General features: G+C 38.6%; 24 protein-coding genes and 2 pseudogenes. 10 read left to right on the top strand and 16 right to left on the bottom strand.

Features of this window, described 5'->3' with window-relative positions; all coding sequences use genetic code 11:
* Positions 1–78: 78 nt before the first annotated feature.
* From ACJJVZ_RS09610 to ACJJVZ_RS09575, 8 genes are all read right to left on the bottom strand, one after another.
* Entirely contained in the window at positions 79–1,110 is a 1,032-nt protein-coding gene (locus tag ACJJVZ_RS09610; protein ID WP_405600014.1) for an isoaspartyl peptidase/L-asparaginase family protein, read from the bottom strand.
* 290 nt (positions 1,111–1,400) lie between these two features.
* Positions 1,401–2,105: a SapC family protein gene (locus ACJJVZ_RS09605; protein WP_138584987.1), complete on the bottom strand. Its 705-nt coding sequence runs from the start codon at positions 2,103–2,105 to the stop codon at positions 1,401–1,403.
* 335 nt (positions 2,106–2,440) lie between these two features.
* The gene (gene pgl, locus ACJJVZ_RS09600; RefSeq protein ID WP_405600012.1) at positions 2,441–3,151 is read right to left on the bottom strand and encodes a 6-phosphogluconolactonase; all 711 of its coding nucleotides are present in this window, start codon (positions 3,149–3,151) and stop codon (positions 2,441–2,443) included.
* Positions 3,152–3,153: 2 nt separating this feature from the next.
* Entirely contained in the window at positions 3,154–4,626 is a 1,473-nt protein-coding gene (gene zwf, locus ACJJVZ_RS09595) for a glucose-6-phosphate dehydrogenase (RefSeq protein ID WP_138584989.1), read from the bottom strand.
* 258 nt (positions 4,627–4,884) lie between these two features.
* Positions 4,885–6,531, bottom strand: coding sequence for a glucose-6-phosphate isomerase (pgi, locus tag ACJJVZ_RS09590; RefSeq protein ID WP_405600010.1), 1,647 nt, complete (start codon positions 6,529–6,531; stop codon positions 4,885–4,887).
* Between the two features lie 359 nt (positions 6,532–6,890).
* Complete coding sequence (locus ACJJVZ_RS09585; RefSeq protein ID WP_405600008.1) at positions 6,891–9,146, bottom strand: aminotransferase class V-fold PLP-dependent enzyme; 2,256 nt, start codon at positions 9,144–9,146, stop codon at positions 6,891–6,893.
* A 125-nt stretch (positions 9,147–9,271) separates the two neighbouring features.
* Positions 9,272–10,345, bottom strand: a complete 1,074-nt coding sequence (locus ACJJVZ_RS09580) for an AI-2E family transporter (protein WP_182701619.1) — start codon at positions 10,343–10,345, stop codon at positions 9,272–9,274.
* Positions 10,338–10,556: a hypothetical protein gene (locus ACJJVZ_RS09575; RefSeq protein WP_077537620.1), complete on the bottom strand. Its 219-nt coding sequence runs from the start codon at positions 10,554–10,556 to the stop codon at positions 10,338–10,340. The genes ACJJVZ_RS09580 and ACJJVZ_RS09575 overlap by 8 nt, the downstream gene beginning before the upstream one ends.
* Before the next feature lie 283 nt (positions 10,557–10,839).
* Between ACJJVZ_RS09575 and ACJJVZ_RS09570 the strand changes: the two genes are divergently transcribed.
* From ACJJVZ_RS09570 to ACJJVZ_RS09550, 5 genes are read left to right on the top strand one after another with little or no spacing between them, the layout of a single operon-like run.
* Complete coding sequence (locus ACJJVZ_RS09570; protein ID WP_405600005.1) at positions 10,840–11,499, top strand: hypothetical protein; 660 nt, start codon at positions 10,840–10,842, stop codon at positions 11,497–11,499.
* Between the two features lies 1 nt (position 11,500).
* Positions 11,501–12,958 (top strand): M48 family metalloprotease, encoded by a 1,458-nt coding sequence (locus ACJJVZ_RS09565; protein WP_405600003.1) that lies wholly within the window; start codon positions 11,501–11,503, stop codon positions 12,956–12,958.
* Positions 12,959–13,011: 53 nt separating this feature from the next.
* Complete coding sequence (gene arsC / locus ACJJVZ_RS09560) at positions 13,012–13,359, top strand: arsenate reductase (glutaredoxin) (protein WP_405600001.1); 348 nt, start codon at positions 13,012–13,014, stop codon at positions 13,357–13,359.
* Positions 13,359–13,913: an NAD(P)H:quinone oxidoreductase gene (wrbA, locus tag ACJJVZ_RS09555; RefSeq protein WP_193154553.1), complete on the top strand. Its 555-nt coding sequence runs from the start codon at positions 13,359–13,361 to the stop codon at positions 13,911–13,913. The genes arsC and wrbA overlap by 1 nt, the downstream gene beginning before the upstream one ends.
* Complete coding sequence (locus ACJJVZ_RS09550; protein WP_405599999.1) at positions 13,910–14,356, top strand: DUF2069 domain-containing protein; 447 nt, start codon at positions 13,910–13,912, stop codon at positions 14,354–14,356. Before wrbA ends, ACJJVZ_RS09550 begins: the two co-directional genes overlap by 4 nt.
* A gap of 277 nt (positions 14,357–14,633) precedes the next feature.
* On the opposite strand, the gene ACJJVZ_RS09545 is transcribed toward ACJJVZ_RS09550, so the two are convergent.
* Both ACJJVZ_RS09545 and ACJJVZ_RS09540 read right to left on the bottom strand, forming a co-directional pair.
* Complete coding sequence (locus ACJJVZ_RS09545) at positions 14,634–15,971, bottom strand: ankyrin repeat domain-containing protein (RefSeq protein ID WP_405599997.1); 1,338 nt, start codon at positions 15,969–15,971, stop codon at positions 14,634–14,636.
* A gap of 242 nt (positions 15,972–16,213) precedes the next feature.
* The gene (locus ACJJVZ_RS09540; protein ID WP_405599995.1) at positions 16,214–16,807 is read right to left on the bottom strand and encodes a phospholipid-binding protein MlaC; all 594 of its coding nucleotides are present in this window, start codon (positions 16,805–16,807) and stop codon (positions 16,214–16,216) included.
* Between the two features lie 341 nt (positions 16,808–17,148).
* Between ACJJVZ_RS09540 and ACJJVZ_RS09535 the strand changes: the two genes are divergently transcribed.
* The gene (locus tag ACJJVZ_RS09535; RefSeq protein WP_193154550.1) at positions 17,149–17,295 is read left to right on the top strand and encodes a DUF2897 family protein; all 147 of its coding nucleotides are present in this window, start codon (positions 17,149–17,151) and stop codon (positions 17,293–17,295) included.
* 40 nt (positions 17,296–17,335) lie between these two features.
* Here the strand turns inward: ACJJVZ_RS09535 and ACJJVZ_RS09530 are convergent, their stop codons facing one another.
* Together ACJJVZ_RS09530 and bamC are read right to left on the bottom strand one after the other, a co-directional pair.
* Entirely contained in the window at positions 17,336–18,706 is a 1,371-nt protein-coding gene (locus ACJJVZ_RS09530; protein ID WP_405599992.1) for a YjiH family protein, read from the bottom strand.
* A 61-nt stretch (positions 18,707–18,767) separates the two neighbouring features.
* A complete protein-coding gene (gene bamC, locus ACJJVZ_RS09525) occupies positions 18,768–19,826 on the bottom strand; it encodes an outer membrane protein assembly factor BamC (protein ID WP_405599990.1) in 1,059 nt (352 codons plus the stop codon).
* A gap of 358 nt (positions 19,827–20,184) precedes the next feature.
* On the opposite strand from bamC, the gene ACJJVZ_RS09520 reads away from it, so the two are divergent.
* Positions 20,185–20,718 (top strand): glycine cleavage system protein R, encoded by a 534-nt coding sequence (locus tag ACJJVZ_RS09520; RefSeq protein ID WP_182701612.1) that lies wholly within the window; start codon positions 20,185–20,187, stop codon positions 20,716–20,718.
* A gap of 10 nt (positions 20,719–20,728) precedes the next feature.
* Positions 20,729–21,208 (top strand): thioredoxin-dependent thiol peroxidase, encoded by a 480-nt coding sequence (gene bcp, locus ACJJVZ_RS09515; protein ID WP_405599988.1) that lies wholly within the window; start codon positions 20,729–20,731, stop codon positions 21,206–21,208.
* 122 nt (positions 21,209–21,330) lie between these two features.
* Here the strand turns inward: bcp and ACJJVZ_RS09510 are convergent.
* Positions 21,331–21,465, bottom strand: a pseudogene (locus ACJJVZ_RS09510) (transposase); the annotation flags it as partial.
* A gap of 81 nt (positions 21,466–21,546) precedes the next feature.
* Here ACJJVZ_RS09510 and ACJJVZ_RS09505 point away from each other — a divergent pair.
* Positions 21,547–21,978: pseudogene (locus tag ACJJVZ_RS09505) on the top strand (NAD(P)H-binding protein); the annotation flags it as partial.
* A gap of 62 nt (positions 21,979–22,040) precedes the next feature.
* Here the strand turns inward: ACJJVZ_RS09505 and ACJJVZ_RS09500 are convergent.
* From ACJJVZ_RS09500 to ACJJVZ_RS09490, 3 genes are read right to left on the bottom strand one after another with little or no spacing between them, the layout of a single operon-like run.
* A complete protein-coding gene (locus ACJJVZ_RS09500; protein WP_054203416.1) occupies positions 22,041–23,186 on the bottom strand; it encodes an ABC transporter permease in 1,146 nt (381 codons plus the stop codon).
* On the bottom strand, positions 23,183–23,917 hold the full coding sequence (locus tag ACJJVZ_RS09495) for an ATP-binding cassette domain-containing protein (protein ID WP_405599986.1): 735 nt from the start codon (positions 23,915–23,917) through the stop codon (positions 23,183–23,185). Before ACJJVZ_RS09495 ends, ACJJVZ_RS09500 begins: the two co-directional genes overlap by 4 nt.
* A gap of 3 nt (positions 23,918–23,920) precedes the next feature.
* Complete coding sequence (locus ACJJVZ_RS09490) at positions 23,921–25,447, bottom strand: alpha/beta fold hydrolase (protein ID WP_405599984.1); 1,527 nt, start codon at positions 25,445–25,447, stop codon at positions 23,921–23,923.
* 92 nt (positions 25,448–25,539) lie between these two features.
* On the opposite strand from ACJJVZ_RS09490, the gene ACJJVZ_RS09485 reads away from it, so the two are divergent.
* Positions 25,540–25,914, top strand: coding sequence for a GntR family transcriptional regulator (locus ACJJVZ_RS09485; protein ID WP_405599982.1), 375 nt, complete (start codon positions 25,540–25,542; stop codon positions 25,912–25,914).

Raw genomic sequence — 25,914 nt, 5'->3', positions numbered from 1 at the left:
TAATAATAGAGCGTTAATTGTATCAAACTAAACGCTCTGGGTTAATCCTACAAAGTGCATAACTGCTGATATATATGCTTATTCATCGTTAAAAATACCCACGTAAGTTGCTTGTGTATTTGATTTACTCGCGCGATACATGCCTGAGGTATTAAATGGCAAACTAATATTTCCTTTCGTATCCACAATAATAACGCCTCCAGTGCCACCAATAGGGGCAAGCACCTTGTTAATGACTTCATCGCCCGCTTGTTCTATGGTTTTATTTTGATATTTAACACGCGCACAAATATCGCTAGCTACGTTATAACGAATAAAATACTCACCATGCCCAGTGGCTGAAACAGCACATGATGCATTTTCAGCAAAAGTGCCGGCACCAATTACGGGGGCATCGCCGATACGGCCATAACGCTTTGCCGTCATGCCTCCGGTTGATGTACCTGCCGCTAAGTTACCGTTTTTATCAAGCGCAACTGCGCCAACCGTACCCATTTTATAAGAGTCAGGTAAAGCTTTGTGCGCAGCTTGGTACTCTTTGCTGGTTGCTTTGGCTTTATCTAATTTTTGTTTTGCTTTTAGAAGTGCCTTGTAACGAAATTCGGTATCAAATAAGTTATTTTCGATAAGCTCAACGCCTTGCTCTTTAGCAAACTCTTCAGCGCCTTGCCCACTGAGCATGACATGTACAGAATTATCCATGACTAAACGCGCTAAACTAATTGGGCTTTCAACATGTTTTACACCTGCAACTGCGCCTGCTTCTCGGTTTTGACCATCCATAATAGAGGCATCAAGTTCATGGCTACCATCGTAAGTGTAAACCGCTCCACGTCCCGCATTAAAATAAGTCGATTGCTCTAATACCGTAATTGCAGTCGTTACCGCATCTAAACTTTCGCCACCTTGATCAAGTACCTTGTAACCCGCCTCAACTGCCTCGGTTAGTTTAGCGCGATACGCTTTTTCTTGCTCGGGCGTAAATTTTGCTTTTTCAATTGTTCCTGCACCACCATGAATCGCGATGGCAAATGGAGTCTCTGCAGCTAATACGTTATGACTTAAAGCAAAAAGGCTGCTCGCAAAAATGGCTAATAATGGTGTGTTCATAATAAGTTCTTGTGTGAGGAATTTATAAACTAATGTGAATGGTTGCGAGCTTAATTTCAACTAAAGTGAGTTTAATAGTACAAAAAAAGCGCCTTAAGGCGCTTTTTAAAATTTAACGTGTTTGTAATACCAATTTTATTAAAAACATGATCATTCTAACGTATTAAATAGCTCACTAACTACGTTGAAAATTATTTATATAGAACAACTATGTATCATAATTTTAGCCTTGTTATTGCGCTATTTTCTTATCGCTATAATAGATCACTAATTTAATGTAATTGGTATAATTAAGCTTGTTGAGCTTTTAAACGCGCTAAACGTGCAACTTGATGAGTCGACGTTAAGAAAGAATAAATTGGTGCTAAATAACCGCGTTTACGAAGTTCAAGGAAATCTGCATCGCTTAACTCATTTAACTTTTTCTCGTCGATAAGGTAGATACCATTGATATCTTTTTTCTCGCCTTTAATGTCAACCGTTAGTGTTTGCGCAACTAAAAGCTCTTTCTCTGCAAGAAATTTAGTAAATGCATCTGTCACTTGAGAAAATTCAATAAACGATACTAGCGCTTCTTTACGACGTTTTAAGTAATCAGTTTCTTCGCCGTTTTCAAATAACGCATTACCTTCCTCTTCACCAACAAGCGAGCTTGCTTCATCAATTACTATACCGAATTGATCTTGCTCTGGGTGTTTAACTAGGCCTAATGGGTAGCGAGTCGTTGCCATAGGTGCAAATGCTGCGGTCCATTTACCATTTTCAACAAATAAGTTTTCGCCTGGCTCAAGACCAAACATAGCAACAGCTTGAAACGTGTCGCTTTCATTATTTTTAACAAAAGACATTGGAAATTCATTAGCTACACGTGCAAACTCATGTGCAACTACTGGCACTAAATGTTGCGTTTTCATAAATTCTACGTTGATGCCATTTTTAATTTTAGTATTGGCATGTTTTTCGTTGTGTAAAGGCTGTACTTGTTGCTCCGCCATGTTACTGCTCCGTTTATTTTTAGTTTATGTGTTTCATTGTTAATACCTTTAGGCTAATGCTTTTGAGCTAAAAAAGGAAGGGAAACTTTTATGACAACCGTCATGAAAAAATAAAATTTAACTAAATCCAAGCGTTGCTAAAAAACATACAACTCAAACACATAAAATTTGTTCAAAAACAACACACTTCATGGTTGATTTTAATACAAAACACAGAGATTCATTAACATTGGTTAACAATTCAGAATTATTTTTTTGAGTGTTTAGACTTAAATTTAAGCAAATAAAAAGGCAGCTTACGAAAGCTGCCTTATAACGTTATATTTTTGCCTAAATTAAGGAGCCCAATATACTTCAATATTGATACTTGGGTGATTAAGCACAGCGCGTAGTGGCATGTCATTAACATCACCTCCCGCTTTTGCTTGCTTATAAACAGCCAGTTTTTCTTCACCACTAATTAAAAGCTTAACTACTTTAGACTGGGCAATGGCATTTAACGTTAAAGTCATACGTTCGGTAATACTACCTGTCACATCACTTTGTATTGCATTGATAGCACACACTGATTGTGTGGTTGTTAAACCATGCTCTAAACCTTCTGCATTTGGGAATAACGATGCAGTGTGGCCATCTGGGCCCATACCTAAAATAGTTACATCATATGGGCTTTTTAGCTCGCTATAAGCCGCTTCACACTCTTGTACGCCCTGTTGAGCCGTTGCTGCAGTGTTCTTCATAGTAATAAAATTAGCGGCACTGCCATAGTTTTGTAATAGTGTATTTTTAATAAACACTTCATTACTTTTTTCATGTGTAGTGTCTACCCAGCGTTCATCAACCATGGCAACATCAACATTTTTCCAATCTAAATCAAGCGTTGATAAGTGCTTATAGGCCGGTGCTGGTGATGAGCCGCCTGAGACCATAAGTACTGCACGGCCGTTGTTTTCAATGCCATCACGCAGTGATTGCTCAAGCGTTGCTGAAAGCTCTTTCGTCAACGCATCTTTATTATCAAAAAACTTCTCAACTAATGTTGCCATATTTATGCCTTTTCACCGGTGTTAAACCACACATGATTTTTTTCAGCCAATAATTCATCAGCATCATCTGGACCCCAGCTCCCAGCTCGGTAAAGCGCCGGTTTGCCTTTTTCTTGCCAGCGGTCGATGATTGGATCAATCCATTTCCACGCTTGACGAACTTCATCACGGTGAATAAATAATGATGGGTTATTTGCAGCGGCATCAAGCATTAAACGCTTGTACGCATCTGAGTGAAAACCATTGCTGTAAGCTTGTGAAAGCTCAATATTCATTGTTACTGGTTCAAGCTGCATTTCAAGGTTATCAAGGCGCTTTGACATTAGCGTTAATTGAATTGTTTCCTCCGGCTGCAAACGAATAACCAGGCGGTTTGGTTCAATATTACCTACGTTATCTTCATATATATTGTGAGATACTTTTTTATATTCAACCACAATCTCAGCACAACGTTTCGTCATTCGCTTACCAGTGCGAAGATAAAATGGCACTCCTGCCCAACGCCAGTTATCTATATGTGCACGGATAGCCACAAAGGTTTCTGTTTTACTTGAACCTTCATTTAGCTCTTCCAAATAGCCTGGTACAATTTTACCATTTAAGTCACCTGGTACATATTGCCCACGTACTGTGTGCTCATCGACGTCACCATTAATAAGTGGACGAAGCGCTTCTAATACTTTTAATTTTTCGTTACGAATACTATTTGCATTTAATTTATTAGGCGCTTCCATTGCAACTAAACACAGTAGTTGTAATAAATGATTTTGAACCATGTCACGCAGTGCGCCAGCTTTATCGTAAAAACCAGCACGGCTTTCAAGGCCCACTGTTTCTGATAAGCTAATTTGAATGTTATCTATTGATTTAGCATCCCACATATTTTCAAACAAAGAGTTTGAAAAGCGCAGTGCCATTAAATTTTGTACTGTTTCTTTACCAAGGTAGTGATCAATACGAAAGATTTGTTCTTCTTCAAAAAACTCTGCAATTTTAGAGTTGATTGCTTCTGCAGATTCACCACAATAACCAATAGGCTTTTCAACAACAACACGTGATGTAGGTGTAATTAAACCTTTGCTAGAGAGTATTTCACAACATGTGCCGTAAACAGCAGGCGGAAGCGATAAATAAAACACGCGAGACTTAGTGCTTTCATGCTCATCTAAAATGCCTTTTAACACATCCCAGTTGTCGTCTGCTTCTGTAACATTACTTACTACGGGTACTAAAAAAGTAGAAAATGCTTTCCAATCTTTAGCGTTAAACTCGCCCTTGCTTAAAAATTCTTGTAAAGCCTTGTGTGCTGTTTCTATGTACTCGGATTTTTTACTTTCTTCGCGTACCGTTGGCAAAATACGTGAGCCTTCAGGTAAATTACCTTCTTGATATGCTCGATACATTGCAGGTAATAATTTGCGTAACGCAAGATCACCACCGCCCCCAAAAATTATAATATCAAAAGGATTAAGCATCGTTACTCTCTACGTTTAGGATACCCATCGCTGCCATACGGCACGAAGGTATGCCACTTCTTGGATGATGTTGACTTTATGTTCAAAAAGCCTGCTGAATTGATCTTAGTTAATGATGTTTTATTTTTATTTTATCATCTGCGCTAATTAAATGAGCCTTAGGGGCTCTGTATCTCCTCTCACAAAAATACAGACCCTAAGCACTCCAGCGCTACCCGTTCAAAGGTACTCGGTTTACTTACTTGCGTAAGCGAATTTTTACTGCGTACGGTTTTGCTTGTAGTACGCCATTAAGCCGTTTGTAGAACTATCGTGCGTGTGTTTAACACTTTCATCAGTGAGTTCACTTTCAATTTTAGATGCTAGACCTTTACCAAGTTCAACACCCCATTGATCAAACGAACATATTTCTAAAATAATGCCTTGGCAAAATATCTTGTGTTCATACAGCGCAATTAAACGCCCTACTGCTTTAGCATCAACTGTATCCAATAGCATAGATGTTGTTGGACGATTCCCCTGATGAATTTTATGATTTAACAATTCATCTATTTGCGCTTGCGATTTACCCTTAGCGGTTAAATCAGCAGTAACTTGCGCTGCATCTACACCACTCATCATTGCTTCTGTTTGTGCGAAGAAGTTTGATAATAAAATATCATGATGCTTATCAACATTAACTTGTGGTTTAACTGATGCAATAAAATCGGCAGGTACGACTACATTACCTTGGTGTAAACACTGATAAAACGCATGCTGACCGTTAATACCCGTCATGCCCCAAATAATAGGAACTGTGGTGTAAGGCACAGTTTCGCCGGCAAAATTAACATGCTTACCGTTACTTTCCATCTCACCTTGCTGTAAATAAGCTGGCAACATATGAAGTGCTTGATCGTAAGGTAAAATAGCCTGTGCTTTATAACCTAAAAAACTAGTATTCCATACGCTAAGCAACGCCATAATTAATGGTATATTTTGCTCAAATTCTGCTGCTTTAAAATGCTCGTCTACTTCAAACGCGCCTTCTAAAATCGCCTCAAAAGCCTCATACCCTAAATACAACGCAATGGGTAAGCCTATCGCACTCCAGAGTGAAAAGCGACCGCCCACCCAATCCCACATAGTGAATACGTTTTCGTCGCTAATCCCAAAGGCTGCCGTTTTTTCTAAGTTTGTACTTACTGCAACAAAATGTTTTGCAATTGCGCTTTCATTTCTCGCAGTTTCTAAAAACCAATCCACGGCTGTTTTTGCATTGGTCATGGTTTCTGATGTCGTAAATGTTTTTGAGGAAATAACGAATAACGTTGTTTCAGGGTCAATTGCTTTTAAAACAGATGCAATTTGAACGCCATCAGCATTAGATACGTAATGCACATTTAGTGTATCGTCAGCTAATGCTTTAAGTGCTTCAGTGGCCATTTGTGGCCCAAGGTTAGAGCCGCCAACACCAATACTTACAACATCTTTTACAGTTTTACCGGTATAACCTACCCAGTTACCACTTCGTACCTTTTCAACAAATGTTTTAATTTTAGCTAATTCGTTATCTACCGCTTGTGTTACGTCTTCACCATCAACAAAAAGTGGCGTATGAGCACGATTACGCAGCGCCGTATGTAACACTGAACGATTTTCAGTGATGTTAATTTTTTCACCACTGAACATTTTATCGCGCCACGATGCAATATCGCATTCTTTAGCAAGCAACATTAAGTTAGCAAAAACATCGTTATCAATAAGTTGCTTAGAGTAGTCGAATAATACGCCAGGTATTTGAGTCGAAAACTGAGAAAAGCGTGTGTCATCTTGTGCAAATAACGTTTTAAGATGAGTTTGCTTCATCTTAGCTGCACTTTTCTCTAGTGCTTGCCAGCTTGCTAATTGCGTTCGGTTAGACATGGAAACACCCCTTAATTTTTTCAACCAATTGATTTAAAGTTACTTTTATAAAAACAAAACTCTAAACACGGCGTATTAACACTAAAAAAATGCAGTTAATAGTTTAACTAGAAACGCAAAAAAAGTGCTGTTTTTATAATTTTAGATGCAGATGATAACGCAAATTTTAGCTTTTGACACCGGTATCATAAAAAAATTATAAATTAATTGACCTACAATTTTAAAGGCGCAGAAATAGCTTAATTGGTTAAAATGAAATATTAATGAATCTTACTAATTTTTTTGTGCAATATTTTAGCAATTCCCTTTAAATAAAAAATCGGCCATTTAAGCCGATTTAATATGCACCTACGATGTACTTAATGACTCAGCGCTAACCCACCGCTTAAGTTATAAACCTTTTTATAACCCAATTGTATTAAATTAGTGGCTACTACTTTTGAGCGGTTACCACTGCGACACAATAAAATATAGTGCTTACTTTTACTTAACTGCTCTTCTACGATGGCATTCGCCATACGACTCAACGGTATGTTGAGGGTTTTATTATCATCTGTATTAAATAGCTGCGCCACGTTATTAGCATCATGTTCGTATGGTTCGCGAGTATCTATTAAATAGGTATTATTTGCTTTTAACATTTTTTTAGCGTCATTAAAACTCAGTTGTTGTGTCTCAATTTCAGGCAGTGCATTTACATAACCACACAATTGTGTACTATTAACTTGTTTAACTGCATCGTAACTTTGCTTTTTAATTGCAAATTCATCAGTATCAATACCACGAGTGATCAATGCATCTAGTAATGGCGTTTGTGCTTGTTGCACAGCCCAGTTCATAGCAAAGCATTGTTGGTAATCATGGCCCGAACAAATGACGCTCGTGTCATTTAATTGTGCGTCTAGCTTTAAAATAGACTCCGCCATTTTTTTAGCATCACCACCGATAAGTGATGTATTACCCAAACCTGCTGGTAGTATCAAATCGCCACAAAAACAGTAACTCATGTTACTTTTAGCGTTTTTAAGAATATAGCTAACACTATCTAGGCTATGCCCTGGCGTGGTTATTTTTTCTAACACATCTTGGCCCAATTCTATGTGTTGCTCATTTATAGGCCAGCCTAGCTCATCAACATCGGCTTTAAGGATACGATCAGCTAGTACACTGCTTAACAAAGTAATTGCTGAACTTCGCTCTTGATGCATATGCGTATTTAATACCCCCTTAATAAAAAGGTTCTGCGTATTAGCTATTTTTTCAAAGCGAGGAATAAGCTCTATTATGGGATCAATAATAACGGCCTGCTTGTTATCGCTCACATAAAGCCAACTACATGCACCTAAGTGCCTAAACTGAGTTAAACCAAGCGCGCACACTTCCTGCTGAGGTGTTGTACTGTCAGATACTATTAAACAATTTGCCTGCAATATCACCTTAAGAGCCCGTATACGCGTACAAGCATGATCAATATCTTCCTTCGTTGCCGCAGGCCCAAACGATAGCCTAATCGCGTTTTCGCTTTGCCACTTACTTGCACCCATTGCATCTAAAACAAAACTGGTTGATGCACCTGTACTGCAAGCAGAGCCACCACTAACACGAATTCCCGCCGCATCAAATAAGTCTATAACTTCTTTACTGGTTAAATCGTTAACAGCAAAATTCAGTGTCGTTGGCACACTACAAGTAAAGTCATGATTAAATGTAATATCACCAAAGGTATCTACAATGGCACTTTGCAGCTGACTACGATAAGCGTTAAGTACATCAGCCGATTTAAATGTGCGCTCAGATTTATCAAGCAACATACTAAATAGTTTATTTAGGCCCGCAATACCCGGTAGGTTTTCGGTTCCCGAACGCATACCACTTTCTTGACCGCCACCGGCAATAAAAGGCGTATATGCACTGCCCTCACGAATGTATAAAAAGCCAATACCTTTAGGCGCATACAGTTTATGCCCAGAAAACGGTGCGTAATCTATGGTTGTGTCACTCAATGTTAACGCTTGCTTACCTAATGCTTGAACGCAATCAACCATCCACGATACATCATTGTTGCGGCTACGAATTGTGCGTTCAATAGCATTTAAGTCTTGATATACGCCCGTTTCGTTATTAACCGCCATGGTGCAGATCATCAACGCGTTGTTAATGTGCTTTGCTATAAAATCTAAGTCTAAAATACCATTACTATCGACAGGAATAGCTAACACTTGTGCATTGATTTCGAGCACACTGTTCCAATGTTTTAACGTGTTTGGGACCGCTTTATGCTCTGTCGCGCCGTATAACAGCACAGGGTTTTTAATCAGATTTTTTTTAGCGTTAATAAGCGTAGAGACCACCGCAGTTTGAATACCTTCGGTCGCACCAGAGGTAAATAAAATATCACCACTGTTTGCACCAATAACCGTGCGTGCTTTTTGGCGTGTTTGTTCTAATAAATGTTTTGCTTGAATACCCGTAATATGAGGGCTGGAAGGATTACCAAAACAAATTTGCATGGTATGAGAAACAACATCAGCAATACAAGGCAATACTGGCGTTGTTGCGTTTGCATCAAGGTAAACTTGTGTTACTGGCTCATCGTGCAATAAAAACTCAGACATTAAAAACGCACCTTATTACTAAAAAATATATCTTATTCCCAATAATACATAAATTTCAGGGGAATGAGTAATAATCAATTAGCACTAGCGGTGCGTTTACTATTCTTTTTTATACTAAAAATCTATTATGCGAGCTCTTTAGTAAGCTCTTCATGGGTTGATGACCAAGCTGTTATTAGCGCTTTTACTAACGAAGCCAGAGGGATTGCAAAGAACACCCCCCAAAAGCCCCATAACCCACCAAAAAATAGCACCGCTACAATTATAAACACGGGGTTTAAATCAACCGCTTCAGAAAAAAGTAATGGGACAAGCACGTTACCGTCTAACGCCTGAATAATTCCGTAAATAATTAAAATAGTCCAAAACTGGGTTTCTAATCCAAATTGAAATAAGGCCACAGCTGCAACAGGAATAGTCACAAGCGCCGCCCCTACAAACGGGATCAACACCGAAAAACCGACAAGTACACCCAGTAGCGCCGCATAACGTAAATCTAAGACCGTAAACGCAATAAATGAAATACCGCCTACAATCAAAATTTCAAACACTTTACCACGAATATAATTCATGATTTGTTGGTTCATTTCATTCCATACTTGTAAAATCAAACGTCGCTGTTGAGGGATCAATTTAGCTACGCTTCCTGTCAGTTCTAATTTATCTTTGAGCATAAAAAATACAAGTAGTGGCACAAGCACTAAATAAATCAGCCAAGCTACGACATCTTTTAAAGACGTTAATGAAAACGACAACAAAACTTGACCAAAATCAATAACTTTAGTCTCAACCGTTGCAACAATTGCTTGTACTTGTTCAAGATTAATTAAACGTGGGTATTGCTCGGGTAAAGCCATTAAATAAGACTTACCTTGCTCAACCATATGAGGCGTTTCTTGCACCAAGTTACTCGTTTGCTTCCAAAGCACAGGGCCAATGACCAAAATAAGCGTGAGCATAATGCCGGTAAATATTAGCATTACAATGACGGTTGCTGTAAATCGTTTTAAACCAAAACGTTCTAGATGTACAACGGGCCAATCAAGTAAATAAGCAATAACCAAAGCCACCAACACTGGAACAATTAACGAGCCAAAAAAATACAACAAGGCAACAGAGGCCAATAACAAAAATAATAAGGTAACCGAATGAGGATCCGAGAACTTCCTTTCGTACCATGTTTTTACATATTCAAACATGTAATGGCTCCACTAATAACAACCCGTGTTGTTTATTTAAATTATAACGATAAGAATTCTTTTTCAAAAATCGTTCTATATCATTTATGTCTTCATTATTATTTAAACTAAAAATAATACTTTGTTTTAACGATGATGCTTTACGTAACCCTAATTTAAACTGAATAAATTGTTGAGGGCATTTGTAAATGCGTAAATTTTCTTTCAACATACCCACATTTCCAATGTGTTAAATGAATAATAAGCGGTATAACCTCAATCTAATAACGTATAATACTAATTTGCTTAAATATGGCATCAATTTAGCGATAAAAAATTATATCTAGTTGTTCTAAAATAAAAAACTTTATCGACGTGATGGAGTGATTTAATACATTAAATTGTTTAAATACTTGTGCCGAATTGGTATAAGATGCGAACAAATGTAACTTTTTCTTAAAACAACCACCGCAATGGTTTATCCTTATACCATAGTTAGCTGTAAGGACCGATTAATGCCCAGCCCTCATAATAAAGCGCACCTTCCAAGTAATCCAACACTCAAAGACATTAATTTTTTTAAAAAACAAATTAATTGGGGGGATCTCGCACCGTTTTACCATCTCGTTGCGTCATCAATTAGCGAATCCGAGGGTATTTTAGAGCATGGGTTTGATAATGCGGTTAAAAGATTACTTGATAAACGTAATTGGAATACAGACTTAGTCGATGGTCAGGAAGTCAATCTTGGTGACATGCATAACCAAAGTAAACCGCGTATAAACCTTCACCGCGTTTTCACTGACAGAGGATTTGAACTGTGGGCTCAGCCTTACTCCACAGAAGAAATAACGGATCACTATATAAGGGGAAGCAACTTTATAGATTTTAAAGAATGGGACCCGCTTGTCATGAAAAGCTTGATCCGCATAAACCAGCTACATACTTTTATTGGCTTTTATTTTAAAACCGGCGATAAAGCCGATAAAGCGCTTATTTTACATGCTCATAAAGTAGTAAATAGAATTATTGCTTTTTTACAACGCGAATTGAACGTTGTAAAGCTCGATGGTGTCACAATAAAAGAACTATACCAATCTTATGAAAAAGACAGTCATGAAAATGACGATAAAATAAGTACAAATGCCCTTAGTAAATCGGTTAATAAGGAATAAAATGCAACTAAAATCAGCCTTTACCGCGCTATGCAGTGCCGTGATCACATTTAGCTTATTAGTTAGTGAGCCTTTAAAAGCACAAACTAATTTTACGCTTCCTGATTTAGGCACATCTGCATTACAAGCTCTTCCGCTCGAAAAAGAGCGTGCTATTGGCGAAGTGATGATGATGCAAATACGTGGCTCTTCTCCTGTAATTAACGACCCTGTGCTTGATGAATACTTAACAACGATTGGTCGTAAGCTTGTTGCTAACGCGAATGATGTCCGGTTTCCGTTTTCGTTTTTTTGGATAAATAATACTGAAATAAACGCATTTGCATTTTACGGCGGGCACGTCGGCGTTCATACGGGTTTAATTGCGCAAGCTGATAACGAAAGTCAGTTCGCTTCGGTCCTTGGTCACGAAATTGCCCATGTAACCCAGCGTCACCTAGCACGTAGAATTCAACAACAACAGGATAATAGCGCATTGACGATTGCGGGTATGATTGCTGGTATATTAGCAACTGTTGTGGCACCCGATGCAGGCATTGCTATTATTTCAGCAAGTCAAACGCAATCTGCTTTTAGCCAATTAACACATAGCCGCTCGGCTGAGCAAGAAGCAGACCGTATCGGTATGCAAACACTTAATAATGCAGGTTTTGATGCGCGTGCATCCAGTGAATTTTTAACCAAACTAGCTGCGCAAATTCGATACAAGTATAAGCCACCTGCTTTTTTGCTAACTCATCCACTACCAGAGAGTCGTGTATCTGATGTACGCTTACGTGCAGAACAATTTCCTATGCGTCGCTTACCTGCCAGCCTCGATTTTGATTTAGCCAAAAGCCGAGTGATTGCCCGTTACGATAACAAACCAGAAGATGCTGAATCCTTATTTAGAAAATTAATGCGTGAAGAGAGTTACCATAGCGTTGCACTAGAATACGGTTTAGCTATTAGCCTACTGGATCAAGATAAATTAGATGAAGCACAGCCTATTTTAGATAAGTTATTAAAAAACGACCCTAAAAACCTTTTTTATATCGATACTAAAACCGATTTATTTATCGCTCAAAAAAACGCGGCTGAAGCAGTTACATTTTTAGCCGAACGCAACAAATATCGCCCTAACAATCAAGTTATTACACTTAACTATGCTAATGCTGCACTTGAGGCAGAACAATATGAGCTGGCAGAAAATATACTTAAAAGTTTTTTACTTGAAAAGCCAGAGCACAGCTTAGGAAAGCAGCTACTTGCCGATGCTTATCAAAAACAAGATAAACTCGCGGCGTATCATGAGGCGAATGCCGATGTTTTATCGCAATATGGGGCATACTTAAAAGCTGCTGATGAAATCCAAAAAGCACTTAACTTCGTAGAGCCTACAGAGCTTATAAAACAGCAACGATTAAAAGCATTACTTACCCAATACCGTCGTTTACAAAAAGAGCTTGCAAGACTTTAAGTCTGCAAGCACTTGCCCTAAAATAGACGCAACTCACACTTTGGATACATTTTATGTCTGTTACCCTTTATCATAATTCGCGTTGCTCTAAGTCACGTGAAACGCTTGCTTTATTACAAAATAATTCTATTGAGCCGACAATTGTCGAGTATTTAAAAACACCATTAACTCATCAACAAATAACAACACTTATTAGTCAGCTTGGTTTTTCATCAGCCCGTGATTTAATGCGCACCAAAGAAGATGATTACAAATCACTTAATTTAAAAGATGAAACAAGTGAAAGCGCACTAATTAATGCAATGGTGCAAAATCCCAAGCTTATTGAACGCCCTATTGTCGTCAATAATAATAAAGCAGCAATTGGACGCCCACCAGAAAACGTACTAAGCGTTTTATAATGAGTACAACCATAGTGGTACTTTATCACTCAAGCCATGGCTCCGTTGAAGCCATGGCCCATGAAATAGCTGAGTCGATAGAGCAACAAGGCGCTACCGCCTTGCTGCGTACGTTTGTGGCTAAAAACGCGCATGATATAGTGATCTCCAAAGACGACTTGATAAACTGCGATGGGCTTGCCTTTGGTACACCAACACGATTTGGCATGATGGCCTCTCAAGCAAAAGCGTTTTGGGAAACCACCAGTGATCTATGGCTAAAAGGTCAATTAATAGATAAACCCGGCTGTGTATTTTCATCATCGAGCAGTATGCATGGCGGGAATGAAGCCACTTTACTTAATCTATCGCTGCCATTACTGCATCACGGTATGATGTTACTTGGGGTGCCTTACGATGTCCCTGAGCTGCTAGCCACGCAAACAGGCGGTACGCCCTACGGTGCGAGTCATGTTGCTGGAAGCAGTAACAGCGCACAGCTAAGCAAAGACGAAATTAAAATATGCCAAAGCGTAGGTAAGCGCCTCACAAAAATTGCGAGAAAACTTCAATGAATACAGCCCAAAATCCAGCTAAAAAGCCCATTACAATTAAATTTCAACGCACTGCGATAATCGGCTATATCGGACTGTTTATTTTAATGCCACTGTGGATGTATGTTGTCCCCCCTCAAAAAGGCCCTGTCGACTTAATATCTCTGCTTTTACCTATTATTCCGCTATTGTTGCCTCTTAGAGGAATAATTAAAGACAATACATACACGTATGCTTGGGCAAACTTTATTGTGATGCTGTATTTTATTCATGGGCTTACCATGCTGTGGGTTGCTCCTGATGAGCTAATATGGGTTTTATTGGAACTGGTATTTGCATCTGCTATGTTTATTGGCTGTACGTATTACGCCAGACATCGCGGACAAGAGCTAGGTTTGAAAATTCGTAAACTTAAAGAAGAACTTGCTGAAGAAAAAGCGGCAAATGAGCATAATACTCATTAAGTTAGACCGGCTCTTTATACTGAACTAAAAAATAAAAAACACGCTTAAATTAATTTAAGCGTGTTTTTTATTGAACCAATTCAATAAGATGACTCTGTTTTAAAAAGTAATCTAATACCAATCTGCTTATATATGGGGTCTATTTAACGTTAAGAAAATTACCCTAGAACTAGGCAAAAATTTTTGTATCTAGTTGTTCTAAATAAAAAATTTTAACGACGTTATAGTGCAATTTAATTTGTTAAATTGATCAAAAATTTATGCAGCTTAGTATAAATTAAACTAAATCACTCAAAGCCGTGAGCATAACAATACCTGCCAAGCCTAACTGAGCGATTAAGCTAACTAACGAAAACCCTCTCAACACAAATAAGCCCCAAGGGTGCTTTATATGTGGATAAAGTGCACAGCGCTTTAGACTCATGGCAAAGAAAAAGCACACCACAGTGATCATGGTTAAACCCAGTGTTAATTCACTTTTTACAGTAAGTGTATCGTCAAAAAAGAAAAATAACTGCAATGGAAAAAGTAACGTAACAATGGCATGCAAAGCATGTACTTTTTTAATGCGGTCAAACTGCCCATCAGGTGATAACTCTTTTATTCCAAAATCACGTTCTAAACATTTAACTAAATTTTGTGCTTTAAGACTTACCGCTAATCGATAACAGCTTAAACCTTCTTTGTTGCGGGCTCTAAAGTCGTAACCTGCTTTAATTAACAGCACCATTAACGATTCATTTTTAGAATGAACAGCGTAATGTAGTCCAGTGTTACTTAAGCTATCCGTGGCTTTCTTGTCTTGTTTTGAAAGCAGTGTTTCAACTACATTCACAAAGCCTCTTTCGGCAGCCCACATAAAAGCGGTTTTATCGTTCTCATCAGCCAAAGTGCCTGTGGCTCCTTGCTCTATAAAGCGCATAGCCATAGTTTGCTTCGCTGTTTTTTTACGTAAATGAGTCAACAACGCTTTTTCAAGTAAAACGACAGAGTCAACGTCTGGAGAAACTTGAGTCAGTAACGTAAAATAATCTTTACCGTTGGCCACTTTGTCACTGGCAAGTTCAGATAACTTATCTAGATCTGCAATGGATGCTGGAATAAATGAACTTAATCGCTCTCTAAAATCTAGTTCTTTCCAAAGTGCTAATGTATCAACGGCCGACATTTTACTGTCATTAGTTAAAGCATGCTCTATCAGTGTAAAGTAGCGCTTACTAAAAAATAAGCTGAGTAATGAAACAGGTGTGGTTATGGCATTTTGCGCCGCAACGCTTGCATACTTTTCAAGTCGTTGACACAACAAAAGCACAAGACTTTCAGGAGTATATTCATTATCGTAATAATGATTTTTAACCGCATTGATATATGCTTGTGCATCTTCGTCATATTCAGAAATATGCTGAAAAAAACATTCTTCGAAAGGTTCTAATGGCGTTAACCATGCCAAATAATAAATAGGCGGCAAAACGGTAGTGCACACACCATCATCTTCATCAGTAGAACGACACGCGGGCCAAGCTTCCAAAGCATCTAAAATAAAGGCACCATTTTGCTCTACAAGCCCTTTAATAAGTAATGGGTATTCCTTTGGCCAAATTAGTACGTTTTCCATTAAAACAACACAACTCCAGTGTACTTGGGTAGACAGTCAGTTATAGCAGCTTTTAGCTGACACCACGCTTAATCAAAGAGGCAATATTCTAGCACACCTTTGTTTAGCTACTAGCGCAAAATTGATGAATAACTACAATCCTTTTGGATTACTTCACTGAAGAATATAAAAACAGCCAAGTCCATAGGAAATTGGCTGTTTTTTTGGTTGGAGTAGGACTTAATCAGAGCCAGACAACTATTTTATTTCTTTTTCAGCTCGCTGGTAACTTGCTCTAAACCTACGTCCGAAATACGCTGAATAATCTCTTTTTGCTTAGCACTGAGTAACGAAATCCCCTCAGCAACAATATCGTATACTTTCCACTCATTATTTTTACCTAATCGTAACTTAAAGCTCAAGTCGATTGTTGGTGCATTTGGTTCAATAATTTGTGTATTAACGGTTGCGTACTCAGAATCGCTTTTTGTATTGTTACGTTCGAATACAACTTTTTGGCCCGTGTATTTCATTAATGCGCTTGCATAGGTACCTGTTAAATAATGCTCTACCGCATCAATAAACTGAACAGCTTGCTCGCGCTCAATTCCTTTAATATGTTTACCTAATAATTTAAATGACACAAATTTTACGTCGATATGTGGCATTAAACGTTTCTCGACTATTTCAGACATTGCCCCTTTACTTGCATTCCCTTTGCTATTTACTTTAGCAATGTCAGCAAATAATGTATCTGCAACTGATTCCAAAAGTCTGTCAGGAGACTGTTGTGGTTGTGCAAAAAGCGAACTGCTAAAAAGTGCAGTTACAACTAATAATAGCTTAATGAATTTCATAATAAATTGTCTGTATGATTAATATTGCTGTAATTTACGCGAAGTATACGCAACAAAAAAGGCATAAATAAGCAACTTATTAATGCTCAATTTGCACCAATAAAATAACTAAATGCAATTCAACTAGTTAACCTTAACTCTGGTTAAGAGATTTACTATCCAGAGTTCAGGTTAGTTATTGATTCCTATTAGCACTCTATAAACAACCGACACTTTTTTCTCATTGCACATATCAGCTTGAGATAAGTTTATTATCCTGAGATGAGGGCGTGTTGATCTTTTATTGATGTTACAAGTCAAAACGGTCACACTTAAAATTGTTGAAAAGTAAGGAAATCATTATGCAAACTTGGCAAATTTTTATAATCGTAGCTGGTGTTTTCGCCGTTGTTATTGGTAATATCGCGCTGGTTAAGTACTCTGCAAAAATGGAGTTCAAAAAACCCGATACCGATATTAAAAATACAACAGACACAAAAAAGCCCTGATCAATCAGGGCTTTTTAATGCGTACTAAATATAAAATTATTTAGCCGACTAACCAATGCGCCATTAGCGCAATAACAGGTAAAGTAATTAGCGTTCGCAAAATAAATATAATAAATAGCTCTAAAATATTTACCGGTATTTTACTGCCAAGTAAAAGTGCGCCTACCTCAGACATATAAATCAGCTGCGTTACACTCATCGCTGCAATTATAAACCGTGTAACATCACTTTCAATAGTACCTGCGGCTAAAATTGATGGAATAAACATATCAGCAAAACCAACCATAATAGTCTGTGCTGCGGCCTCTGCTTCTGGCACTTGCAGTAATTCTAAAAATGGAATGAACGGCATACCTAAATATTGAAAAACAGGCGTGTATTCAGCAATAATTAACGCAAATGTACCTACAGCCATAACCACAGGCAATACCGCAAACACCATATCAAAGGCATTATGTAAACCTTCTTTAACCGTACCTATAAAACCAGGTGCTTTATGCGCTTTAGCCAATGCTACATCTAAAGAGTGCCCTAATAATGTTTTACCTTGCGGCACTAACTCTGCGTTAGCATCAGGTGCACTACCATCAATTAATACATCTTTTTTGAAGCGCAGAGGCGGCAAACGAGGAACAATGATAGCAGCGACTACACCCGCTAAACATACGGTTAAATAAAACGGAGCAAACAAGTATTCAAGCTTAACTTGACCAATAACGACTAAACAAAATGTAATGGATACCGCTGAAAAAGTGGTTCCAATAATAGCTGCTTCACGTTGTGTGTAATGTTTATCTTCATACTGACGAGCAGTCATTAAAATACCAACACTGCCATCCCCTAACCAAGATGCCACGCAATTCACTGCACTTCGTCCAGGTACACCAAATAAAGGCCGCATTATTTTAGTAAGTAAGGTACCCATTAATTCTAGTAACCCAAAATTAAGCAGTAGTGGTAACAATAAACCGGCAAGAATAAACACAGAAAATAACACGGGCAACAAGTCGTTTAATACAAGTGCACCTGTATTTTCAGAAATAACAGCATGGGGTCCAATTTGTAAGGTGGTCATTAAAACAAATGCCATACCAAAAAGGCGCGTTACCAGCCAAATCCAACTAACATTAAATAAATGATTAATTAAGAATATGTTGCACAATGCTTTTGGTTTAAACACACTCGTTATAAACGACAGTACGCCCGTTATACAGATAGTTATTGTGATAATAATTTTTGCAGAGTCTGAAAAATAAGACTGTATTGCTTTGGCCATGACCGCGATAGGTATTGTCATTATTTCACCTGTGGGCACTGGCGTCATAAACAAAAAAACGCCAACAAGTGAAGGAACTAAAAAAGTAAACCAAGTACGCCAGTCGTACTGCGTTGAGGTAGGTAATTGAGACATATTGTTAACCTATAAAACTACAAAAAGAGCTTAACGCCCTTTTTGTAGTTAAATTTATTATTTAAATTTTAATGCCACGCTTAATGAGAGCGGCTTCTAGTGCTTGTTGCAGCCCATTCATCGTGCCTGGCTCAAGCGTTTCGCCCTTGTCATCCATCCACGTTAAACTTGTACCGCCTTCTTTAGTTTTACTTACTAAAATTTGATACTGACCTTCATCAATAGGAAGCTGAGCAACTTCATCACCCCAAATTGAATCCCAAACGCTGGTTTCTGGTGCGCTATAATCGGCAGTAATTAAACCTGTCTCTTGGTTAATTTCAACAATCGTGAAAGATAAACGCTCTAAAAAGCCAGAAAAGCGATCGAATACAGCGTCATAAGACTGCTCAGTAACCAATGCTGCATTACCTTTATTATCAAAGCCCATTTCAAGTGAAATAACACCTTGGCGTTTACGCATTTCTACTTCAAGTTGACGGTAACGATAGTCAAACTCACTCACTACTTGATTGAGCGCACGTACTTCTAATTGCTGTTTTAGCAAATCAGTAAGTGCGTTATCACCTTTAAAATCAATAAGCTCAACACGTAAAGACGCAGTTCGTTGGTGCGACTTTTCTTCAATTGTGAATCTGAATTTTTCTAGGTCTGCATTTTTGTCGCTGCCCCAAAGCCAGCTTTCCTCAGTTTTAATTATTGCGTACCAATCAGTTTCAATAACGCCTAATAGTTTATCTTCTTTGGTGGTCGCTGCCTCATTATTGGCTAGCACTGATTTAATCGCGTCCCAAATAAACGAATCTAAATCAGCAATACCATCGCTTTTATCAAAATAAACACGCGCTATTTTATCTGTTTCTTCAACCCAACTGCCTTTAGCTACGGTAAGTACTTGAGCAGGCGGACGATAATTAGTTGCGTCGGGGCTATTATCGTATTGACCTACTTCCATTTTATAAACCGGATCTTGGGCTGGTTGAGATAATGACGCGGGTGCCTTCACAGGCTCATGTGTGCGGTAATTACGCTCACTATGTGCACTATTAGTAAATACACTACACCCTGATAAACTTACCAATACACTTACTGCAAGTGCTTTTGGGATCCAATACTGCACAGATAATTCTCCTTAGCGTACCCTTTAATTGTTTTAACAAAAATATGAGTGGGTTACGCCGATTTGGTTCAGTGTAAAGTCAATATTAACTCTACATTATTATTTGGCTGTCTAATTGCAATAAAGTTCAGCACTTCAACTTAGAAAAATCTAAGTGCAAATAAACAAATTTTAGCTATGGTACTTTCCTGTGCCAGTAAAAACAAGAAACACCGTACTTTAAAAGTGCTTAATTAGTCGGTGTTGTAGTTTAGGTAAGGTTTTGTGTTAAACTTCGCCGCCGTGCAACTTATTGTGTGTATTTAATGTTGTTGCCAACCCAGTTGTTATAATCCAAGTAACTTAGGTATTTTTACCCATGACTGCATTTTCAAATCATCAAATTGTTTTAACTGCTATTGGCGAAGATAGGCCGGGTATTGTAAGCGAACTTACACAATTAGTAAGTGATTGCCATTGCAATATAATTGACAGCCGTATTGCTATTTTAGGCTGCGAATTTACCTTTATAATGCTGCTAAGTGGCGATATGTCAGCAATCAGCCGTATTGAACACGTGCTCCCCACCAAAGCGATGGAGCTTGGCTTGCTTACCATGATGAAGCGCACATTAAGCCACACACCTAGTGAGTTTTGCGCAGGGTACACTTTAGAATACACAGGAATAGATACGCCAGGTACTCTGAGCAAAGTAACGCGTTTTTTTGCCGACAACCACATTAGCATTTGCTCATTAAAATCAGATACCTATGATGAAAATACTGATACAAAAATGCGTTGTGAACTTGAGTTTAATATTCCTGTTGACGTAGATATAGATCAATTTAAAGTTAGTTTTGAAAGCCTTTCGCACACATTAAACGTAGATTATATTTTTAAACGAATTCGTTAAGGATACCAACATGAAAAAAATCAGCCCATTACAAGCTGGCGACGCAGCTCCTGCTTTTAGTTTGCAAAACCAAAACGACGAATCAATTAGCTTAACGTCGCTTTTAAAAGAGCAACAAGTTCTCGTTTATTTTTATCCAAAAGCCTCTACACCTGGCTGTACTGTACAAGCCGAGAACTTACGCGATAAACATGCTGAGCTTGCTAAATTTAACACCCGTGTTGTAGGTATTAGCCCAGATCCAGTTAAACGTCTTAAAAACTTTGAAACAAAAAAAGAACTTAACTTTGACTTGCTAGCCGATGAAGATCACGCTACTGCAGAAGCATTTGGGGTATGGGGTTACAAAAAATTTATGGGAAAAGAATACGAAGGTATTCACCGCCTTACCTTTTTAGTCGGCCAAGACGGTAAAATAAAACACTTGTTTGATAAATTTAAGACCAAAGATCATCACCAAGTCGTGCTGGATTATTTAGCTCAAAATTAAAGTAGCCCTCTAAAAACGGCCTCTAAAAATTAAAAAGCGTTGCATAATAGCAGCGCTTTTTTATGCCGTACGCAGCGCGATATACGCTTATCCAGCAGCATAGTAAACAACAGCACATGCTAACCTCTGCGATGCTCGTAAGATTGTTCAGTAAAGTCATCTTCGCCACACAAAAATGTACTTCGTACACAACGTGAAATACAGTGATAATGGTTTGTATCAATCAAACTTACTTGACGCTTTCTTACGATTGCAATCTAACACCCTAACTACTATTTGAACTAACTAAAACGTAGTTTTTAACTTTTAAAAGTACAAAAATTAAGATGAGTGTCATCGTAATACCTACCGCAAGCTCAGGTGATAGTACGGGTGATGATAAAACGTTATTAATTGATTTATGGGCGGCAAGTAAAGCCGTAAATTATGCAAAACAATATGGCATTAAGCGCTTTATCATGGTCAGTTCAATTTGTGCAGATAACCCGTATGCAATCCAAAGCGATTTAAAACCTTATTTAGTGGCAAAACACATGGCTGATAAGCATTTAATAAATAGTGGCTTAAATTATACAATCATACGCCCAAGCTCACTCACCAACGAAGAGGCTTCACTAAAAATTACCACACAACAGCCCAGTGAGCGAAATAAGGCTAAAACCAGTCGAGAAAACGTTGCGAATGCGCTATTACAAATAGCCAACCATTCAATAAACGAAAATAGCCTCTTTGAGTTATTCGATGGCGATAAGCCAATCACTTCACTTTAATCGCATTCCATATTAAAAGCGGCTTAACGGCCGCTTTTAATATGTTTTTAAGGTTTTTAAACTTACAAACCAAATACTACTTTTTCGCTTTTAAGCATGCGGCTACTTAAATAACTAAATACGCCAAACAATATAATTGTAATCAATGTTGATAGCACTAATTGTGGCACCGGTATTGGGTTGCCTTTAATAAACTCCATGAGTGCAAATTGCTGCGCAGCAATAGGTAACCATTGCACAATATCTGTCGCAATATCGTAAGTCGTTACCATGCTTAATGCCATCGGAATAAATAACACCATCGTCACGTATGATTGCGCCTCTTTAAATGATTTTGCCGTAAACGAAACAAACACCTGTAAACTGGCTGACATAAATGCAATTGGCAAACACACTACGGCACAAAAAAGCATAAATGACGGTGTAATGGTTACGCTAAACCCTAGCTGCTGCCACGGCACCATACCGTAAGAAAACTTCGACACCACTAGAATGATCGCTAATCCCAGCATAGAGAATGTCGCTATCGCCGCCGATTTTGCTAATACAATGTGTAAGCTACTTAATGGGTGACTTAACAATAATGATAAAGAATTACGTTCACGCTCCCCAGCACTGGTATCTATTGCCAGGTTCATTGCAGCATAAAATACAGTTAAAATCATTGATAGAGTTGCAATCCCCAAGAACATACCACCTTTAGAATCAGGTGTTGCTTGATCATTGACCTCAACCGCAAGCACTCTCATTAGTTGAGGGTCGACACCCCGTGTGATTAATCTTAAGCTAGCCACTTCAGAATTATACAAAGCAAGCGTTTTTTCCACGCGTTGAATATGTTTACGTAGCTTATCATCTGATTTATCTGCAATGAGCGTTACAGTCGCTGGGCGACCTTCGCGCATATTCTTCTGATAATCATCACTTATTTGCAATATAATTGGCTTTAATTTGCTATCTGTATTATCCGTTCCCATTGCGATATCATTGTTTTTTAAATGAGCCACTAAGTTAGGTGCTGAAAGACTATTTTCAATCGTTATTTTTAATGCATCAGGCGATGCAAGCTGTTGTAATAGCAATGTAAAAAGTATGCATATGCCAAGCGGGGCACCAATTGCATAATAAAGTCCTGCCATTACTGAACGTTTGTCACGACTGGCATCCATGACTTCTTTTTTATATAACACTTTTAATAAATTAATCATGCTGCAATTCCTTCGTCACTGCCTATCAAGTCTATGAATGCTTCTTCTAAACTGTCTTTACCTGTTCGCTCACATAACGACTCTACTGAGCCCTCTGCAACCACTTTACCATTGGCCATAATCACCACGTGGTCGCACAATGCAGCCACTTCTTGCATAACATGCGATGAAAACAGTACGCAGTGCCCTTGCGCTTTAAGTAGCAATAATAACTCTCTTAAAATACGTGTACTCATAACATCCAAACCACGTGTTGGTTCATCTAAAATAATGTTTGATGGGTTATGCACAACCGCTTGAGCCAGTGCTGTTTTCATACGCTGCCCCTGTGAAAACCCTTGGCAACGACGATTTGCAATATCATCCATGCTTAATTTTTCGAGCACTTTTGCTGTCGCTTCTTTTGCCGCAACCTCTGACATCCCGCTCAACTGCGCAAAAAAGGTTATATATTCTCTGGGCGTTAATCTCTCATACAATCCACAAGGATCAGGAAACAATCCCAAATTTTGTTTAGCTGCCATTGGATTTTTTGCAACATCAATACCATCAATCTCAGCTGTGCCTTTATCTGCTTTTAGCAAACCAAACACCGTTCTTAAACACGTTGTTTTGCCCGCACCATTGGGGCCAAGTAAACCCGTTATTTTACCATTTTGTGCGCTAAAGCTAAGATCGTTTAACGCATTAACATCACCAATTTTCTTTGTTAAGTTAGTTACTTTAATCATGGTTTACTCCTTGTCTTGTGCGTTTAAAGTTGCGGTCTGAGTATGCATTGGTGCAACACCATTGATATTCATAAAGAACTGTTTGTCGTTTTTATCTTTGATACAGTCGGTATCAATATCTTGCATATTTTTTTGATCAATAAACTGGGCGATTATTTTAGGCGCACACGTTTGCGAGCCGATCCCATGAGTTGCCGTGGGTGATACCAAATGCGTTGCTTCACTCATGCTTACCATAGCAAGTTCAGCCCAACTTGGCGGTGTTGCTGGGTCACGCTCACCAGATAACAGTAACGTAGGTGTTGAGCTGTTAAGGGGTTGATAAAATGATTTATCTACGGCTGTTACATTTAATATTGGGCACATAATATCGAGCCCCTCTATCATCAAGCTGCCCACATACGTTTTATTATATTGCTGACGGGTTTGAACATTTAATTGTGGCCAGTCTTCGCCACAAACGATGGCGTTATGCATACCCATGGCGAGCATTTCTGACATATCAGCCCCTGCCATTAAGCCCGCCAATGCTGAATAATTTCCTTGTGCAGTTTGTGTAATAACCAGTGGCACAATCGCACGACGTGAATGACTGTACAAAGCCATACGTATTGCCCCGAAAAACTTTGTTTTTGTAACTGCGAGTGTAATAGTCTCATGTGTACGCGGATGTAAAACCTGCACCTCGACTGGTTGAGCATCGAGTTTAGCCAATAAAGCTGTAAACCCAGTTTGCAAATCAGGGTATTGCTGAGCACACTGTGCGTTGGCTTCACAACGACTAAATAGGGCCGCAAGCGAGCTATCAATAGCCTCACCAATGGCAGCTAAACTTTGTTGCATAGGTACAACACCATCAAGCGTGCTGGTGATCACTGAACTTGGAAATTGACGCGTATATTCTTGCGCTATTCGCGTGCCGTAGGACACTCCATATAGATGAAACCCTTTGTAGCCAAGCGCTTTTCGTACCGCTTCAAAATCTTTAGCGGCAACGGGTGTAGTGAAATGACTTAAATCAATATTGAGCTTATCTTTACACTTTTGCGTGTCTTGAGCGCCCAGAGCAGGTAAATCAGCAAAGGCTTCATTAAATGCAAACTGCGTTTGCAAGTCATCACTGTCACACTGCAACTTATTTGAATAACCCGTGCCACGCTGATCAATCAATACTATATCGCGTGTTTCACGGGCAAATTGTAAGTTTCTATTAAAGATAGCAGCGAGATCAATTGCGCCTTGCCCTGGACCTCCGGCAAAACCAAGAATGGCTTCGTCAGGGTAACTTGGTTTAATAGCTGGAATTACAGCAAAGTGGATATCAATATTACCATCCGCCGGATTTTGCGATAAAGGCTGGCTAATACTGCCGCACATCAACCGATCAGCAAGCCCTTCCATATAGCAAGGAGTGAGTAATGGCTGGTTTTTTTCATTATTATCAGCTAATACAGCTGTTGAACTGGCCAATAATATTGGTACTATTGTAAGCTTTATCAGGCTTTTACGTAAATTAAACATGATTTTCATTAATCTTTCCCTTGTTGCATTTTACACTCAATATGATAACTTAACCTTAGTGTATCGGTGTATTAATGTATTAATACAGTAGAGAAAGAGTAATGCTAGAATTTATTAATGTCAACCCTAATAATGGCGATCCAATCTATAAACAATTGCATGAGCAAATTGTGCGCTTGATTGTGGGCGGGCAATTATTAACCGGTGAAGAGCTGCCATCAGTGCGTAAAATAGCAGATCACTTTGCTGTAAACCCGATGACGGTATCACGTGCAATTGGTCAATTGGTCGATCAAGGCTGGTTAGAGCGTCGCCGTGGCCAAGCTACCCGTGTGGCACAAAAAACATCGCAACAACCTGATCAACAAGACTCCTTACTTTTTAAGGCTATCGATCAACTCGTTCAACAAACAAAACAGCTTGATGTATCGCAAGAAGCGCTCGTCGAGCTTATAAAAAAACGATGGAAATTATAA

Source organism: Pseudoalteromonas sp. Ld19, assembly GCF_045064135.1.
GTDB lineage: Bacteria > Pseudomonadota > Gammaproteobacteria > Enterobacterales > Alteromonadaceae > Pseudoalteromonas > Pseudoalteromonas aliena.
Note: the sequence above shows the minus strand (reverse complement) of the source record. Positions and strands in the feature narration are given on the sequence as shown.

What these genes read in the sequence shown, in the direction of transcription:
- ACJJVZ_RS09520 (WP_182701612.1), top strand. Translation starts at nt 20,185, where the DNA reads ATGACTGCATTTTCAAATCATCAAATTGTTTTAACTGCTATTGGCGAA.
- arsC (WP_405600001.1), top strand. Translation starts at nt 13,012, where the DNA reads ATGTCTGTTACCCTTTATCATAATTCGCGTTGCTCTAAGTCACGTGAA.
- pgl (WP_405600012.1), bottom strand. Translation starts at nt 3,151, where the DNA reads ATGGCAACATTAGTTGAGAAGTTTTTTGATAATAAAGATGCGTTGACG.
- ACJJVZ_RS09585 (WP_405600008.1), bottom strand. Translation starts at nt 9,146, where the DNA reads ATGTCTGAGTTTTTATTGCACGATGAGCCAGTAACACAAGTTTACCTT.
- ACJJVZ_RS09570 (WP_405600005.1), top strand. Translation starts at nt 10,840, where the DNA reads ATGCCCAGCCCTCATAATAAAGCGCACCTTCCAAGTAATCCAACACTC.
- ACJJVZ_RS09610 (WP_405600014.1), bottom strand. Translation starts at nt 1,110, where the DNA reads ATGAACACACCATTATTAGCCATTTTTGCGAGCAGCCTTTTTGCTTTA.
- ACJJVZ_RS09575 (WP_077537620.1), bottom strand. Translation starts at nt 10,556, where the DNA reads ATGTTGAAAGAAAATTTACGCATTTACAAATGCCCTCAACAATTTATT.
- ACJJVZ_RS09565 (WP_405600003.1), top strand. Translation starts at nt 11,501, where the DNA reads ATGCAACTAAAATCAGCCTTTACCGCGCTATGCAGTGCCGTGATCACA.
- ACJJVZ_RS09550 (WP_405599999.1), top strand. Translation starts at nt 13,910, where the DNA reads ATGAATACAGCCCAAAATCCAGCTAAAAAGCCCATTACAATTAAATTT.
- ACJJVZ_RS09605 (WP_138584987.1), bottom strand. Translation starts at nt 2,105, where the DNA reads ATGGCGGAGCAACAAGTACAGCCTTTACACAACGAAAAACATGCCAAT.
- wrbA (WP_193154553.1), top strand. Translation starts at nt 13,359, where the DNA reads ATGAGTACAACCATAGTGGTACTTTATCACTCAAGCCATGGCTCCGTT.
- ACJJVZ_RS09500 (WP_054203416.1), bottom strand. Translation starts at nt 23,186, where the DNA reads ATGATTAATTTATTAAAAGTGTTATATAAAAAAGAAGTCATGGATGCC.
- ACJJVZ_RS09545 (WP_405599997.1), bottom strand. Translation starts at nt 15,971, where the DNA reads ATGGAAAACGTACTAATTTGGCCAAAGGAATACCCATTACTTATTAAA.
- pgi (WP_405600010.1), bottom strand. Translation starts at nt 6,531, where the DNA reads ATGTCTAACCGAACGCAATTAGCAAGCTGGCAAGCACTAGAGAAAAGT.
- ACJJVZ_RS09535 (WP_193154550.1), top strand. Translation starts at nt 17,149, where the DNA reads ATGCAAACTTGGCAAATTTTTATAATCGTAGCTGGTGTTTTCGCCGTT.
- ACJJVZ_RS09540 (WP_405599995.1), bottom strand. Translation starts at nt 16,807, where the DNA reads ATGAAATTCATTAAGCTATTATTAGTTGTAACTGCACTTTTTAGCAGT.
- zwf (WP_138584989.1), bottom strand. Translation starts at nt 4,626, where the DNA reads ATGCTTAATCCTTTTGATATTATAATTTTTGGGGGCGGTGGTGATCTT.
- bcp (WP_405599988.1), top strand. Translation starts at nt 20,729, where the DNA reads ATGAAAAAAATCAGCCCATTACAAGCTGGCGACGCAGCTCCTGCTTTT.
- ACJJVZ_RS09495 (WP_405599986.1), bottom strand. Translation starts at nt 23,917, where the DNA reads ATGATTAAAGTAACTAACTTAACAAAGAAAATTGGTGATGTTAATGCG.
- ACJJVZ_RS09485 (WP_405599982.1), top strand. Translation starts at nt 25,540, where the DNA reads ATGCTAGAATTTATTAATGTCAACCCTAATAATGGCGATCCAATCTAT.
- ACJJVZ_RS09580 (WP_182701619.1), bottom strand. Translation starts at nt 10,345, where the DNA reads ATGTTTGAATATGTAAAAACATGGTACGAAAGGAAGTTCTCGGATCCT.
- ACJJVZ_RS09490 (WP_405599984.1), bottom strand. Translation starts at nt 25,447, where the DNA reads ATGAAAATCATGTTTAATTTACGTAAAAGCCTGATAAAGCTTACAATA.
- ACJJVZ_RS09530 (WP_405599992.1), bottom strand. Translation starts at nt 18,706, where the DNA reads ATGTCTCAATTACCTACCTCAACGCAGTACGACTGGCGTACTTGGTTT.